The organism is Microbacterium soli (assembly GCF_039539005.1).
Taxonomy (GTDB): Bacteria; Actinomycetota; Actinomycetes; order Actinomycetales; family Microbacteriaceae; genus Microbacterium; species Microbacterium soli.
This window is the reverse complement of record NZ_BAABCP010000001.1, coordinates 1,527,307-1,540,586: the sequence shown is the minus strand read 5'-3', so window position 1 is coordinate 1,540,586 and position 13,280 is coordinate 1,527,307. Positions and strand designations below refer to the sequence as shown.

At 70.6% G+C, this 13,280-nt stretch carries 12 protein-coding genes; 5 read left to right on the top strand and 7 right to left on the bottom strand.

Annotated features, from left to right (window positions below):
• Positions 1-13: 13 nt before the first annotated feature.
• The 6 genes from ABD770_RS07190 to ABD770_RS07165 form a co-directional block, all read right to left on the bottom strand.
• Positions 14-604 carry a DnaJ family domain-containing protein gene (locus ABD770_RS07190; protein WP_344818850.1) on the bottom strand — a complete coding sequence of 197 codons (591 nt, stop codon included), beginning with the start codon at positions 602-604 and terminating at the stop codon, positions 14-16.
• 73 nt (positions 605-677) lie between these two features.
• A complete protein-coding gene (locus ABD770_RS07185) occupies positions 678-1,352 on the bottom strand; it encodes a nucleoside/nucleotide kinase family protein (RefSeq protein WP_344818849.1) in 675 nt (224 codons plus the stop codon).
• The gene (locus tag ABD770_RS07180) at positions 1,349-2,257 is read right to left on the bottom strand and encodes a PfkB family carbohydrate kinase (protein ID WP_344818848.1); all 909 of its coding nucleotides are present in this window, start codon (positions 2,255-2,257) and stop codon (positions 1,349-1,351) included. Before ABD770_RS07180 ends, ABD770_RS07185 begins: the two co-directional genes overlap by 4 nt.
• Complete coding sequence (locus ABD770_RS07175) at positions 2,250-3,056, bottom strand: ATP-binding cassette domain-containing protein (protein WP_344818847.1); 807 nt, start codon at positions 3,054-3,056, stop codon at positions 2,250-2,252. The genes ABD770_RS07180 and ABD770_RS07175 overlap by 8 nt, the downstream gene beginning before the upstream one ends.
• Before the next feature lie 18 nt (positions 3,057-3,074).
• The gene (locus ABD770_RS07170) at positions 3,075-4,088 is read right to left on the bottom strand and encodes an ABC transporter permease (protein ID WP_344818846.1); all 1,014 of its coding nucleotides are present in this window, start codon (positions 4,086-4,088) and stop codon (positions 3,075-3,077) included.
• Positions 4,089-4,241: 153 nt separating this feature from the next.
• Positions 4,242-5,273 (bottom strand): substrate-binding domain-containing protein, encoded by a 1,032-nt coding sequence (locus ABD770_RS07165; protein WP_344818845.1) that lies wholly within the window; start codon positions 5,271-5,273, stop codon positions 4,242-4,244.
• Positions 5,274-5,392: 119 nt separating this feature from the next.
• Between ABD770_RS07165 and ABD770_RS07160 the strand changes: the two genes are divergently transcribed.
• The 5 genes from ABD770_RS07160 (at position 5,393) to ABD770_RS07140 (ending at position 11,417) form a co-directional block, all read left to right on the top strand.
• Complete coding sequence (locus ABD770_RS07160; protein WP_344818844.1) at positions 5,393-6,421, top strand: LacI family DNA-binding transcriptional regulator; 1,029 nt, start codon at positions 5,393-5,395, stop codon at positions 6,419-6,421.
• 14 nt (positions 6,422-6,435) lie between these two features.
• A complete protein-coding gene (fbaA, locus tag ABD770_RS07155) occupies positions 6,436-7,458 on the top strand; it encodes a class II fructose-bisphosphate aldolase (protein WP_344818842.1) in 1,023 nt (340 codons plus the stop codon).
• A 65-nt stretch (positions 7,459-7,523) separates the two neighbouring features.
• Positions 7,524-8,996, top strand: a complete 1,473-nt coding sequence (locus ABD770_RS07150; protein ID WP_344818841.1) for a DUF222 domain-containing protein — start codon at positions 7,524-7,526, stop codon at positions 8,994-8,996.
• 70 nt (positions 8,997-9,066) lie between these two features.
• A complete protein-coding gene (locus ABD770_RS07145) occupies positions 9,067-10,425 on the top strand; it encodes an MATE family efflux transporter (protein WP_344818840.1) in 1,359 nt (452 codons plus the stop codon).
• On the top strand, positions 10,422-11,417 hold the full coding sequence (locus ABD770_RS07140; RefSeq protein WP_344818839.1) for a hypothetical protein: 996 nt from the start codon (positions 10,422-10,424) through the stop codon (positions 11,415-11,417). Before ABD770_RS07145 ends, ABD770_RS07140 begins: the two co-directional genes overlap by 4 nt.
• 52 nt (positions 11,418-11,469) lie before the next feature.
• Here the strand turns inward: ABD770_RS07140 and ABD770_RS07135 are convergent, their stop codons facing one another.
• Positions 11,470-13,185: an acyl-CoA dehydrogenase family protein gene (locus ABD770_RS07135; protein WP_344818838.1), complete on the bottom strand. Its 1,716-nt coding sequence runs from the start codon at positions 13,183-13,185 to the stop codon at positions 11,470-11,472.
• Between the last annotated feature and the right edge of the window lie 95 nt (positions 13,186-13,280).

Genomic DNA, 13,280 nt, shown 5'->3' with positions numbered 1-13,280 from the left:
CCTGGGAGCGCACTCATTCGGCGGGTCGGCGGCGCCCGCGCAGCCACCATCCGCGTAGACGCCGCTGCCCCGCATCCGGGTGCTCCACGGCATCCGTCTCGCGCTCCGCAGCGGCACGCGCGGCCTCCCGCCGCATCCGCCACGCGCGCACCTCCGCGTCGACGTCGCGGGGCCGCGTGACCACCGGCGGCCCACCCAGCAGCTGGCGGCGCGCCTCGATCACCCGACGGTTGAAATCCTCGACGACCTCGCGGACGTCCTCCTCCCGGCCGAGCCCATCGAGGTCGGCATCCAGCCCCCGGTCTTCGACGCGCAGCATGAGCGCCGGCGGGCCCAGCCCGGAGAGGTTCTCGCTCTCGATCTTGCGGCGGATCCACCAGTCGGGGTCGTGCGTGGTCCCCAGACCCTCGATGGGTTTGCCCGCCCCGGGCAGGTCATCGAACTCGCCACGACGGATCGCCACCTGGATGGCCGTCTCGACGAAGTCGGCCTTGTTGCGCGCGTTGAGCACCATCGGCGGCTCGCCCGCAGGACTGTCGGCAGCGTCCTCCCCCGCGTCGCGCTGCGCGCGGTACCGCGCGGCCCTGTTCATCGCATCCGACATCGACTCACCTCCGGTACCGACAGCGTAATCCGGCCCAGATCCCCTGGCACGACCCGGGAGACGCTCCGGACTGTCAGGGCAGGCGATCGGTCAGCGTGATCACCAGATCCGCGCGCCCCGCCGTCGCGCTGATGAGCTCCGCATTGCGCTGATCGCTGCCGAGCGAGCGCGCCCTCGCCTCCTCCGGCGAGCGCCCGAACCGCACGTGCCGTGCGATCAGCTGCGCGAGGCGCTGCCCCTCGTCCGGGGCGAGGAACCACACCTCGTCGATCGTCTCCCGCGCGTGCGTCCACGCCGCGCCGTCGAGGAGCAGGTAGTTCCCCTCGGTCACGACCAGCGGCACCTCCGGGCGCACCGGGATGGCGGAGCCGACCGGCTCCTCCAGGTCGCGGCGGAACTGCGGGGCGTAGATGATCCCCTCGTCGCCGCGCTCCGCCCGCATCCGCTGGTCACGCAGCCTGCGCAGCAGCGCCGCATACCCCCAGCCGTCGAACGTGTCATGCGCGCCCTTGCGATCCAGCCTGTCCAGCAGCACCAGCTCGCGGTTGGCGAGATGGAAGCCGTCCATGGGGACGAACACGGCCGTCTCCTCGCCGAGCTCGGCGACCAGCCGCTCGGCGAGAGTCGACTTTCCCGCCCCGGGCGCGCCCGTGATCCCCAGCAGCGCGCGCCGCCCGCGCCCCGCCAATGCGGCCGCCCTCTCGACGAGCTGAGCGAACGACAGCTCGACCCCCTGCACAGTGTTCACTCGACTCCTCGCACCAACGGGACCTCGGCGATCGCCGACAGCCACGACCGCGGCCCCACCATCGTGCAGCGCACCGCCGCGACCTCCGCCGCGAAGGCGATGCCCGCCTCCAGCGGCAGACCTCTGGCCGCGGCGAACGCGTACGCGCCGTGGAACACGTCACCAGCAGCCAGCGTATCCACGGCGGCCACCGGTTCCGTCTCGATGACGCCGGACCGCCCGCCGCGCCACCACCTGATCGGGTTCGGACCGTCCGTCACGACGACGACCGGCGCGCCCTCGCCGATCAGCCGCGACGCGGTGTCCGCCGAGCTCGGCGAGTCGGGCACGCGGAAGTCGGCGGATGCCACCACGTCCGACGCCACGGGGATCACCTCGGCCATCGCCGGCTTCCACCGACCGGCGTCCACGATCACCCGGATGCCGGCCTGCCGCGCCGCACGAGCCACGCTCACCGAGACGTCGGGATGATGTCCGTCGACGAGCACGGCATCCGCCCCGTCGATCACCGTGCGCACGACCTCGGCATCCGGCGCCGGCGTGCGCATCCCCACCGCGTCTCCGCCGACCACCGCGCGGTCGCCGCTGGACTCGGTGACGATCACGGACGACACCGGGGCTCCGCCGTCGAAACCCGGATGCACGTCGATGACCGCCACACCCACCCCGCGCAGCTCGTCGATGATCGTCTGCGCCACGGGAGACCGCCCCAGCGCCGTCACCAGAGTCGCGTCGCCGCCCAGCGCGGCGAACGTCACGGCGGCGTTCGCCGCCGGGCCACCGGATGCCACGAACTGGGCGGTCGCGGTGATCTTCTCGTTGACGGCGGGCGGCGCGGTGACCCGATGCACGACGTCGAGCGTCGCGAGCCCGGCGAACACGCCGCGCGGACGCGGCTCATTCACCTCCCGCCGCCTCGATCTCGCTCGGCCGCTCGGCGCCGGTCATCAGCGCGACGACCTCCGACATCGTGCGCTGCTTCGGGTCGACGACCGCCGCCCGGCGCCCGAGCCGGTGCACGTGGATGCGGTCCGCCACCTCGAAGACATGCGGCATGTCGTGGCTGATGAGCACGACGGGGATGCCCCGCTCCCTGATCGACTTGATCAGCTCGATCACCTGCCCGGACTCGCGCACGCCCAGCGCCGCCGTCGGCTCGTCCATGATGATCACCCCATGACCGAATGCGGCCGCCCGCGAGACGGCGACGCCCTGGCGCTGACCGCCGGACAGCGTCTCGACGGCCTGGTTCACGGACTTGATGCCGATCTTCAGCTCGCTGAGGTGCTTGGCGGCCTCCGCACGCATGGCGGGCATGTCGAGTCGGCGCAGCACCGTCCCCATGAAGCCCCTGCGGCGGACCTCCCTGCCCAGGTACAGATTCGAGGCGATGTCCAGCGCCGGGATGACCGCGAGGTCCTGATAGACCGTCTCGATCCCGTGCGCGCGGGCGTCGCCGGTGCTGCGGAAGTGCACCACCTCGCCGTGCATCCGGAGCTCACCGGCATCCGGGCTGACCGCCCCCGCCAGCGCCTTGATGAGGCTCGACTTGCCCGCGCCGTTGTCACCGATGACGGCGAGCACCTCACCCTCTCGAAGGTCGAAGTCGGCTCCGTTGATGGCCGTCACGCTGCCGTAGCGCTTGACGAGGCCGCGCGCCTGCAGCGCCATCGTCCTCGTGGCCGCCTGCTCGTTCACAGTCATATCCGTCTCTCCTCGCCGCTATCGAGCCGTGCGCCGGCGCATGATCTGATCGACGGCGACTGCCGCGATGACCAGGACGCCCGTCGCGATGTTCTGGTACAGGTTGTCGACGCCGGCGAGCGTGAGCCCGTTGCGCAGCACGCCGACGATGAGCGTTCCGATGAGGGTGCCGAGCACGCCGCCACGGCCGCCGAAGAGGCTCGTCCCGCCGATGACGACGGCCGTGATGGTCTCGAGGTTCGCGTTCTGGTAGGCGTTGGGATCGGCGTTCGGGATGCGGCCGAGCGCCGCCCACGCCGCGATGAGCGCGATCACGCCCGAGAAGAAGTACACCGAGAACGTCACCCAGTCGCTGCGGACGCCGGAGAGCTTCGCCGCCGCCGGGTTGCCGCCGACGGCGTACACGTGCCTGCCCCACGCCGTCTGGGTGAGGGCGTAGCCGACCACCAGATAGACGAGGAGCATGGCGACCACGCCGTAGGTGGTCACGAAGTCGCCGATCCGGAACGTGGTGCCCAGGAACGTCAGCAGCGGATCGCTGACCTGGAAGGTCTGAGAGCCGGCGTACAGGTGGGTGGCCGCCACGATCGCCGTGAACGTGCCCAGCGTGACGATGAAGGGCGGCAGGTGCAGCAGTGTGGACAGCCCGCCGTTGAGGGAGCCGAGGGCCACGCACACGATCAGCGTCAGCAGGATCGCCGACACCGGCCCCACCGCGCCCGCCGTCTGCGCCATCACGACCGTGCCCAGCACGGCGATGGCGCCGATCGAGAGGTCGATGCCGGCGGTGAGGATGATGAGCGTCTGGGCGACGGCGAGGATGCCGATGACGACGGACTGCTGCAGGATCAGCGAGATGTTTCCCGGCGCGAGGAACCGCGGGGAGATGATACCGAACGCGATGATCGCCACGATCAGGGCGACGCTCGCGCCGAACAGCGGTGCGCGCACGATCGACGACGTCGCGCGACGCACGAGGGATGCGGGAGGGGGTGGGTTCTGCGACTGGGTCGCCATGGTCGGAGTGCTCATCGTTGTTCTCTCATCTCCACGGTTCTCTCATGGATGCGGTGCGGGTGGGCGGGTTCTGGCGGACGCGGGTTCCGGCCGGAGGGCGGGCCGAGCGGGTGCCGGCCGACGGGCGGGGTTGCGAACACCGCAGCCCCGCCCGCGCCGCAGACCTGCTCAGCCCCAGCAGTTCTCCGCGCCCCAGGCGGTGTCCTCGGAGTCCAGGCCCGACATCGGCTTGTCCGTGATCAGCACCGATCCGGTGTCGTTGAAGCCGGCCTTCGGCTTCGTGCCGTCCTTCGCGAACGCGACGATGGCCTTGACGCCCTCGTCGGCCATCTTCGTCGGGAACTGCATGACCGTCGCCCCGATGACGCCGTTCTTCACGTTCTCGACGCCCGTGCAGGACCCGTCGATGGAGCCGATGACGATCTGATCCTGCTTGCCCGCCGCCTTGATGGCCGCGTAGCCGCCGGCCGCGGCGGGCTCGTTGATCGTGTACAGCGAGTTGGCGTCCGGCACGCGCTGGAGCAGGTTCTCCATCGCGGTCTGCGCCTTGGTCTGGTCGCCGTTGGTGTTCTCCATGCCGAGTACCTCGGGCGAGTCCTCGCTGAGCCCCATGCCCTGCAGGAAGCCGTCGTGCCGGAAGGTGTCGACCGTGCCGCCGGGCGTCCCGTCGAGCATCAGCAGCTTGGGCGCCTTGTCGCCCAGCGCGGCCTTGACCCACTTGCCCTGCGCCACCCCGGCGGCGAGGTTGTCCGTCGCGAAGGTGGCGTCGACGGCGTCCTCCGGGTCGGTGGCGGTGTCGAGCGCGACGACGAGGATGCCCTGGTCGCGGGCCTTCTTGATGGCGGCGAGAATGCCGGAGGACGAGTTGGGCGTGATCATGATGCCGTCCACGCCCTGGCTGACGAGGTTCTCGATCGCCGCGACCTGGCCTTCGTTGTCTCCGTCGAACGCGCCGGCGAGGGCGATCAGCTCGGCGCCGTTCTCCTTGGCCGACTCCTGCGCCGACTCGCGCATCTTCACGAAGAACGGGTTCGAGTCGGTCTTGGTCACCAGCCCGATCTTGACGGTGTCGCCCGAGCCGCCCGATGACGACGACTGCTCGGGGGCGCTGGAACTGCATGCTGTGGTGCCCATCAGCACCGCTGTGGCGGCGAATGCGGTCGCGATCACCAGCATCCGCTTGGAAAACCTGCGATTCATGAGAACTCCTTCGATCTCTCTTGGCCGGGCTACTGCACCCACGGTCACGATACAAACACGAAAGCGCTTGCGCAAGCGCTTTCGCAAAGATGCCCCGAAGTGTTAGCGTGAGCGTGTCATTGCCAGCATCCGCAGAAGGGCAGCCCGCCGTGGTGACGATGAGTGAGGTGGCGACGCGCGCCGGCGTCTCCCTGAGCACGGTCTCGCACGTGCTCAACAACACCCGCCCGGTCAACGACAGCACCCGTGCGCGCGTCGAGCAGGCCGTCCGCGACCTCGGGTACCGGCGCAACGCCGCCGCGCGCACACTGGCGGGCGGCCGATCCCACGCCATCGGCGTCGTCATCTCCGGGGTGACGAACCAGTACTTCGGGCCGCTGCTGCACGCGATAGAGCGCCGCATCTCCGCGGAGGGCTACATCCTGCTGCTCGGCGACAGCCACGACGAGGCCACCCGCGAGCGGCTCGTCATCGACTCGTTCCTCGGGCGCAGCGTCGATGGGCTGATCGTCGCGCCCTCCGCCGGCTTCGCCGACCAGGCCGCCACAGCCGTCACAGGAAGCGACACGCCACTGGTGCTCATCGACCGCTCGGCCGACATCGCCTGCGACCAGGTCACGCCCGAGAACCGCGCGTCGACGGAGATGCTCACCTCCCACCTCATCGAGCACGGCCACCGGCGGATCGGCGCGATCGTCGGTCTGGCGGGCCTCGACTCGACCACGGAGCGCCGCGCGGGATACCTGGACGCCCTGGCCGCGCACGGCATCGAGGCCGACCCCCGACTGATCATCGCCGGAGAGTCGAACCGGGATCACGCGCGCGCGGCCGTCGAGCAGCTGCTGAGCCTGGACGAGCCGCCGACCGCGCTGCTGACCCTGAACAACGCCATGACCATCGGGGCGATGCGGGCGATCTCGGAGTTCGGCCTGCGCATCCCCGATGACATCGCCCTCGTCTGCTACGACGACTTCGAGTGGAGCGACCTGTTCAGCCCCGGACTCACCGCCATCGCGCAGAACGTCGAACGGATGGGGCGCGAGGCCGTCGACCTGCTCATGCGGCGCATCGAGGGCGACCGATCGCCCTTCGAGCAGCGCATCGTCGACACCTCATTCCACCGACGCACCTCGTGCGGCTGTCCCTGATCGAGAGGAACGTCATGCCCATCGCCACGCCTGAGACCTACGCGGCCATGATCGACAACGCGAAGAACCGTGGCTTCGCCCTGCCCGCCATCAACGTGACGAGCTCGCAGACGCTCAACGCCGCCCTGCAGGGCTTCGCGGAGGCGGAGAGCGACGGCATCATCCAGGTCTCCCTCGGCACCGCGCTCTACCTCTCCGGCACGAGCGTGCAGGACAGAGCCATCGGCTCGAAGGCACTCGCACTGTACGCGCACGAGGTCGCGCAGCGGTACGGCATCACCGTCGCGCTGCACACCGACCACTGCCCCGTGCAGCACCTCGACGACTGGGTGCGCCCGCTGCTCGACGACGCGATCCAGCGCCGCGCACGCGGGCTGGATCCGCTGTTCCAGTCACACATGTGGGACGGCTCGGCCGTGCCGCTCGACGAGAACCTGCGCATCGCCGACGAGCTGCTGCAGCTGAGCGAGCAGGCCAGGACGATCCTCGAGATCGAGGTCGGCGTCGTCGGCGGCGAGGAGGACGGCATCTCCCACGAGATCAACGACGAGCTGTACTCGACCGTCGACGACGCCCGTGCCACCGTCGCCGCCCTCGGCACGGGCGAGCGCGGCCGCTACCTCACCGCACTGACGTTCGGCAATGTGCATGGGGTCTACAACCCGGCATCCGTGCACCTGCGACCCGAGATCCTGGGTGAGATCCAGTCCGCCATCGGCGCCGAGACCGGACGCGACCGTCCGTTCGATCTCGTGTTTCACGGCGGTTCGGGGTCGAGTCCCCAGGAGATCTCGGATGCCATCTCGCACGGCGTCGTGAAGATGAACATCGACACCGACACGCAGTATGCGTTCACGAGCTCGATCGCGGGGCACATGATGTCGAACTGGAACAGGGTGCTCAAGATCGACGGCGGGTACGGCGACAAGAAGGCGTACGACCCGCGCAGCTGGGGCAGGCCCGCAGAGGGCGCGATGGCGGCGCGCGTGGTGCGGGCCGCGGAGGAGCTGGGATCGGCGGGCAGAGCGCTGCGCTGAACGACTCTCGAATATTTGTTCCCCTTTTTCTTGACTTCATGTTCGAACTTTTGTACTATTGAGGCATGTCGGAAGCACTGTCGCCACTGCACGAGGCCGTGATGGCTCTCGATGTGGTGTGGGCGGATGCTCGGTCCGCGGCCGACCTGTGCGGAGCGGGGCTGGTGTCGGTGAACACGGCCCTGGGCGCACTGCGCAGACAGGTGGATGCGCTGCAGGTGGCCATCGCCGCACGGATCGCGGAGGAGTCCCGGCCGGAGCTGGGGCCCGAGTCGCTGGCGAAGAGGAACGGCTACCGGAATCCCGCCCAGCTGATCGCCGCTTCGGCGGGGACGACCACGGGTGAGGCCTCGCGGCTGGTCCGCACCGGCGTGGGGACGGCTCCGCAGACGGATCCGACCGGCGCGCCGGTGTCGGCGAGGTATCCGGCTGCGCAATCCGCCCTGGTCGACGGAGCCCTGGGTGCCGCGGCAGCGGGGCTCATCATCACCTTCCTGGATCGCGCGCGGGTGGGGTCTCCTGCGGAGAAGGTCGCCGAGGTGGAGCGACTGCTCGTCGAGCGCGCGATCGGATCGAGCGTCGACGACGTGCGCAGGCTGATCACGAAGGCCGAGGCCGTCCTCGAGGAGGACGAGCTGGAGGCTCGAGAGGAGGAGCGGCGCGCGGCGCGCTCTCTCACCCTGTTCGAACGCGATGGGAACCTGCATCTGAACCTGGTGACGCCCATCGAGCAGGGTGCGGCGATCAGGGCGGCGATCGACGGATACGTCACAGCGCAGTTCCAGGCCCGAAAGGCCGCCGTCGACACCGGAGAGGCGAAAGAGGCGGATGCCGACAGGCGCACCGTCGCGATGATGCGGGCCGATGCGCTGAGCGTGTTCTGCACGCACGTGCTCGGCTGCGAGTCCCGCACGCCGCTGGCCGGAGCCACGGTGGTCGTGCGCGTCGACGCCGATGCGCTGGAGAGCGGGATCGGGCACGGCACGATCGACGGAGCCGACCAGCCGATCAGCATCGCCGCGGTGCGGCGGATGGCCGCGGCCGGTGGCGTGATCCCGTGCGTGCTCGACAGCGCCGGGGAGATCCTCGACTGGGGGCGCGAACGGCGGCTGTTCACGAAGGCGCAACGGCTGGCGCTCGTGGAGAGGGACGGCGGATGCGCGATGTGCGGCCTCCCTCCCCAGATGGCCAAGGCGCATCACCTGCGCTGGTGGCGACGGGATGCCGGGCCCACCGACCTGTCCAACGGGATCCTGCTGTGCGAATCCTGTCACCATCGGATCCATGACAACGGCTGGGAGATCCGGATCGAGAATCCGCCGGGTGGTGGCGGGACGGTGAGTGGCGCCGGGACGGTGAGTGGCGCCGGGACGGTGAGCGGCGCCGGGACGGAACGAGTTTCCGGGAGCATGGCCGCGCGACGAACGGGGACGGGCGTCAACGTCAGGGCGCGAGTGCAGTTCATTCCGCCTGCGAACATCGATCCTTCACGCACCCCGCGCCTCGGCGGGCGGGCCCGCTATGACATCGCCGCGTGAGGGCGCGCCCGCAGGGCGCCGGAGCGGGCCGCGTGGGCCCGCGAGCTCCGAACCGCATAGGCTCGGGGGCGTGGCATCCGATCCCTCCTCCCCACCGGGCACCGGACCCGACGCCGCCCCATCGCTGAACCGCGAGATCCTTCACCTCGCGGTCCCGGCGCTCGGCGCGCTCGTGGCCGAGCCGCTGTTCCTCATCCTCGACGCGGCGATGATCGGCCACCTGGGTGCCACGCCCCTCGCCGGCCTCGGCATCGCCAGCGCCGTGCTGCAGACCATCGTTGGACTCATGGTGTTCCTCGCGTACTCCACCACCCCCGCCGTCGCGCGTCGGTTCGGCGCCGGCGAACCCGGCGACGCCGTCTCCGTCGGAATCGACGGCATGTGGTTCGCGCTCGGTCTCGGCGCCGTGCTCGCCATCATCGGAGCCGTCAGCACGCCGTGGATCGTCGCCATGTTCGGCCCGTCCGGCGCCGTCGGCGCCCAGGCCCACACCTACCTGATGATCTCGATGTGGGGCCTGCCCGCCATGCTCATCGTGTTCGCCGCGACCGGCCTGCTGCGCGGCATGCAGGACACCGTGACGCCGCTGTGGATCGCCGGGCTCGGCTTCGGCGCCAACGCCCTGCTGAACTGGCTCTTCATCTACGGGCTCGGCTGGGGCATCGCCGGCTCCGCGTTCGGCACCGTCACCGCGCAATGGGGCATGGTCGCCGCCTACGTGGTCGTCATCCGCCGCCTCGCCCTCCGGCACGGCGCATCAATGAAGGCACAGCGCGCCGGCCTCCGCGGCACCGCCCGATCCGGCTGGTGGCTGTTCCTGCGCACCATCAGCCTGCGCGCGGCCCTGCTGATCACCGTCGGCGTCGCCACCGGCATCGGCACGCAGGAGCTCGCCGGCTGGCAGATCGTCTTCACCATCTTCTCCACCGCCGCCTTCGCTCTGGACGCCCTCGCGATCGCCGCGCAGGCTCTCATCGGCAAGAGCCTCGGCGCCGACGACCTCGCTCAGGTGCACCGGGTGCTGCGCCGCACCACGGCGTGGGGCATGTGGTTCGGCGTGCTCGTCGGCGCCGCGATCGCCGCGCTCTCCGGCCTGCTGGGGATCGTCTTCACCGGGGATGCCGACATCGCCGCACTCGTGCAGCCGGCCTTCCTCGTGCTGGCCGTCGCGCAGCCCGTCGCCGGAGTCGTGTTCGTGCTCGACGGCGTGCTGATGGGCGCGAACGACACCCGCTACCTCGCGCTGGCCGGGCTCGTGAACCTCGTGCCCTTCCTGCCCGCGCTGTGGATCATCTCGCTCACGGGCGTCGACGGGATGCTCGGCCTGCTGTGGCTGGCCGTCGCGTTCTTCGGCGTCTACATGCTGGCCCGCCTCGCCACCCTCGGCTGGCGAGTGCGCACCGACCGATGGACGATGGTGGCCGCATGAGCAGCCCCCGGCACGACCCCGCCACGGGCACCCCGCCTCAGACCTCCCAGGCCTGGCCCGGCGACGCCGCCGCCGTCGAGCGACGACTGCGATCCGAGCTGCTGAACGCACTCGACACCGAGCTGCGCGTCACGGGTCTCGACGGCATCCGCACGGCCGTGGAGCTCGACGGCACCACGCTCACGCACGTGCTCGTCGACGCGACCGGAGTCCGCATCGACGTGCACCCCGCCGAGACAGGCACAGGTGCCGCTGACGCGGGTGCCCGCAACACAGGTGCCGGTGGTCCCGGTGCCGCAGCCGTCGCGGATGCCGCATCGCAGGCCGACGACATCCTCACCCGCACCTCGGGGAAGCTGCGCTTCGCCCGCCTCATGGCCGCGCCCGTCACCGTGCAGGGCCACGACATCCACCTCGACGCGACCGTGGCGGACCTGCCCTTCGACTGGGTCGAGCACACCGCGCCCCGCGACCCCGAGAGGCCGGAGACCCGATACGGCGTCGAGGACTCCCCGTTGCCCGCGCACCCGACGGGATCCTTCACCGCCCGCATGCGACTGGCCGACATCGGCCCGCTCCTCGCCGACATCGCCCGCCCCCTGCTGGAGCCGTCGGGGGTGCGGCTGCGCCGCCTCGACGCGTCCGTCCACGCGGACCGGCGCCAGAACGTCACCCTGAAGGGTTTCGCATCCGTCCGCTGGAAGATCTTCGGCGCCACCGTCCGCGGCACGGCCGTCGTGCACGCCGACCGCGACGGCGTCCTCACCGTCAGGAAGGTGCGCCTGCGCAGCGGCAACCCGATCATTGCGATCGCCCTGCACCTCGCGCGGCACCGGATCCGCGCCGTCGAGGGCGAGCGCCTCGACCTGAATGCCCCGGACAGCGCACCCGACGACGCCCCGACCCCGGCATCCGCCGAACGCGTGCTGCGCGTCCACGACCTGCGTGTGAGGACCGGCACCGACCTCGAGATCACCGGCCGAATCGGCTGACCGCTCCCCCGTCGGCCTCACGGCCGAGACCGACCGCCCCCATCCGGGAGACTCAGACGACTTCGCCCGCCGCGACCGTCTCGGCGAGCATGTGCACACGCGGCAGGTGATGGGCGCCGTAGAAGTCCGCCGAGACCAGCCGCGCGGCATCCGTCTCCTCCGCCGTCTCGTGAGCGAGCACGGCGACGACGGCCAGCGCGTGCATCCAGCCGCCGGCCAGCGTGCCCAGCAGCATGAGGTACGGCACGCTCACGCCGTACGCATCGCGGGTCTGTCCGAACCCCAGCACGGATGCCGTCGCCGTCCGCGCCGCGGCGACAGCCCGCTCCAGCCGGTCGGCCGTGCGGGTGGCCACCGGGTTCTCCAGACCGCGCAGCGTCGTGATCGTCTCCGTGATCGCGTCGAAGAGCCGCCCGGCCGTCGCCCCGCCGTCACGGACCACCTTGCGGCCGATCAGGTCGTTGGACTGGATGGCGGTGGTGCCCTCGTAGATGGGCATGATCCGGGCGTCGCGGTAGTGCTGGGCGATCCCGGTCTCCTCGATGAAGCCCATCCCTCCGTGCACCTGGATCGCATCGCTGGTGAGCGCGACGGCGTCCTCCGTGGTCCAGCCCTTCAGGATCGGCACGAAGAACTCCGCGAGCGCCTGCGTGCCGTCGACCGCCGCGCGATCGAACAGGTCGCCGAGGTGCACGCCCAGCGCCCGCATCGCGAACAGCCTGCTCTGCATCGACAGCAGCAGCCGGCGCACATCGGGGTGGCCGGCGATCGGCGTCCCCGCGGGCCGATCCAGCACCGGCCCCTGCAGACGCTCGTCCGCGTAGGCGACGGCCTGCTGGTAAGCGCGGTCCGAGATGCCGGTGGCCTGGTAGCCCATGGCCGCGCGGGCCGAGTTCATCATCACGAACATGCCGGCCAGCCCGCCGCCGACCTCGCCGACGAGGTAGCCGGTGGCATCGTCGTAGGCCATCACGCAGGTGGGGCTGCCGTGGATGCCGAGCTTGTGCTCGATCGCGACGGGTCCGACGGCGTTGCGCTCGCCCGGCTCGCCCGCCGCATCCGGCAGGAACTTCGGCACGACGAACAGCGACAGGCCCTTCGCGCCCGCGGGCGCGTCCGGCGTGCGGGCGAGGACGAGGTGCACGATGTTCTCGGCGATGTCGTGGTCGCCCCACGTGATGAAGATCTTCTGACCACTCACGCCCCACGATCCGTCGGCGCGCGGGGTCGCGATCGTGCGGATCGCACCGAGGTCGGTGCCGGCATCCGGCTCGGTGAGGTTCATGGTGCCCGTCCAGCGGCCGGACACGAGCTTGGTCAGGTAGGTCTGCCGGATCTCATCGGACGCGACGGCGTCCAGCGCATGGATCTGACCGGCGGTGAGCAGCCAGCACAGCGCGAACGCGGCGTTGGAGGCGTTCCAGATCTCGCCGAGCCCGGCGCGGATCGATGCGGGCAGACCGTCGCCGCCCGCGGACTCCGGCGCCTCGGCGGTGACCCAGCCGGCGTCGACGAAGGCCTGATAGGCCTCGGCGAATCCTGCGGGCAGGTGCACCTGGCCGTCGTCGAGGCGCGCGCCCTCGCGGTCGCCGACGGTCTCGAGCGGGGCGAGGACGGATGCCGCGAACTCGCCGGCCCCGGCGATGATCTCCGTGGCGTCGTCTGCGCTGAACGCGCCGTCCGTGCTGCGGGCGACCAGGTCGCGGCCGAACATCTCGCGGAACAGGAAGCGGTAGTCGTCGACCGGGGGAAGGTACTCGGCTGCCATGGCGGACTCCAATCCGAATGAAACTGCGGATCAGTGTACGTGATACTGCGTCTCATCACTAGTGCCTTTTCCGCATCGCGCACGTTCGCCCTGCA

What these genes read in the sequence shown, in the direction of transcription:
- ABD770_RS07190 (WP_344818850.1), bottom strand. Translation starts at nt 604, where the DNA reads ATGTCGGATGCGATGAACAGGGCCGCGCGGTACCGCGCGCAGCGCGAC.
- ABD770_RS07175 (WP_344818847.1), bottom strand. Translation starts at nt 3,056, where the DNA reads ATGACTGTGAACGAGCAGGCGGCCACGAGGACGATGGCGCTGCAGGCG.
- ABD770_RS07170 (WP_344818846.1), bottom strand. Translation starts at nt 4,088, where the DNA reads ATGAGCACTCCGACCATGGCGACCCAGTCGCAGAACCCACCCCCTCCC.
- ABD770_RS07165 (WP_344818845.1), bottom strand. Translation starts at nt 5,273, where the DNA reads ATGAATCGCAGGTTTTCCAAGCGGATGCTGGTGATCGCGACCGCATTC.
- fbaA (WP_344818842.1), top strand. Translation starts at nt 6,436, where the DNA reads ATGCCCATCGCCACGCCTGAGACCTACGCGGCCATGATCGACAACGCG.
- ABD770_RS07150 (WP_344818841.1), top strand. Translation starts at nt 7,524, where the DNA reads ATGTCGGAAGCACTGTCGCCACTGCACGAGGCCGTGATGGCTCTCGAT.
- ABD770_RS07140 (WP_344818839.1), top strand. Translation starts at nt 10,422, where the DNA reads ATGAGCAGCCCCCGGCACGACCCCGCCACGGGCACCCCGCCTCAGACC.
- ABD770_RS07135 (WP_344818838.1), bottom strand. Translation starts at nt 13,185, where the DNA reads ATGGCAGCCGAGTACCTTCCCCCGGTCGACGACTACCGCTTCCTGTTC.